The sequence below is a fragment of the Tardiphaga sp. genome (genome assembly GCF_041424195.1).
GTDB lineage: Bacteria > Pseudomonadota > Alphaproteobacteria > Rhizobiales > Xanthobacteraceae > Tardiphaga.
In genome coordinates this window covers 1-1,133 of sequence record NZ_JBGMOE010000150.1, presented here as the reverse complement: position 1 = coordinate 1,133, position 1,133 = coordinate 1, and the positions used below count along the sequence as shown (strand labels likewise).

Here is a 1,133-nt window from a genome sequence, read left to right as displayed (position 1 = left end):
TCATCACCGAATATGTCGATGTCGCGCACGCCTTCTTCGACAAGCGCGAGGCGGGTTTCGTCAACGGCCTGCTCGACGCCATCGCCAAGGACGTCCGCGCATAAAGATGGCGGAGGTCATCAACCTCCGCCGCGCCCGCAAGGCGCACACCCGCAAAGCGGCAGAAGCCACCGCCACCATCAACCGCGCCGCCTTCGGGCGGAGCAAAGCTGAACGCGAGGCGGCGGCAGTGGACGCCGGGCGGCTGGAACGCGGGCTGGATGGGGTGAAGCGGGAGGAGTGAGCAAGGGCGATTGTCCGCTCTCGCCCAATATCTGCCACTTAGCCGCTCTTGTTGGCGTCCCTATTGCGGACGTTCACGCAGTTCTCCACTCTCGCGTCATGCCTTCCCAGTGCATCCGAGCCGCATTTGCCTTGATCGCGTCGCTATCGTTAGCGGGTGCGATGCCCAACCCTCCTGACAATAACTACATAGCCTTAACTGCGTCCGATTTGCGAAATATGGTGTTAGGTCACTATATTCGTGATTGTGAAGGTTCAGTAGACGCTGGTCCTCTCATAATAGAACGGAACGCGCGCTTTGAGAAAGTGACTGGTTTTGGGTCCTATGACGGAACATACTCTACGCATCAAAACACGATTTATTTCGTGACAAGGCACACCAAGTCGCCAATAATTTTCTTCATGAGATTTTTCAAAGATACCAGTGGTAGCTTATTCGTCACCGACGAACTGAATCGAACTCCTTACCCCATCCATATTCGACCCATTGATAGCCATGCGCACGATCTGACCTGCGCGCATAGCCCCCGTCCGACTAATCGGTAATCTTCCGAAAAGCCGCCAGACCCCTCCCCACCACCCGCAGACATCCGCCCCCGCCCCCGCTACACCGGCGCGCATGACCGAAGCCGATTTCCTCGCCGCCTTGCGCGCGCTGCCGCTGCATCCAGGGGCGTTGGGCCTGCGCGATGACGCCGCGCGGCTGGGGCGGCTGGTGCTGACCAGCGATACGCTGGTCGAGGGCGTGCATTATCTCGCCAGCGATCCAGCCGGGGATGTCGCGTGGAAGCTGGTGGCGACCAACCTGTCCGATCTCGCCGCCAAGGGCGCGGTGCCGGTCGGGGTGATGC

Annotated in this window: 3 protein-coding genes; all 3 read left to right on the top strand. The window is 60.0% G+C overall.

Annotated features, from left to right (window positions below; all coding sequences use genetic code 11):
- Positions 1-104 (top strand): transcription antitermination factor NusB (locus ACEK02_RS19715; RefSeq protein WP_371423260.1); only part of this gene is annotated, 104 nt, incomplete at its 5' end.
- Positions 105-106: 2 nt separating this feature from the next.
- Positions 107-283 (top strand): DUF4169 family protein, encoded by a 177-nt coding sequence (locus ACEK02_RS19710; protein ID WP_081988868.1) that lies wholly within the window; start codon positions 107-109, stop codon positions 281-283.
- Positions 284-901: 618 nt separating this feature from the next.
- Positions 902-1,133: AIR synthase related protein (locus ACEK02_RS19705; protein ID WP_371423259.1), on the top strand; the 232-nt coding region annotated here is incomplete at its 3' end.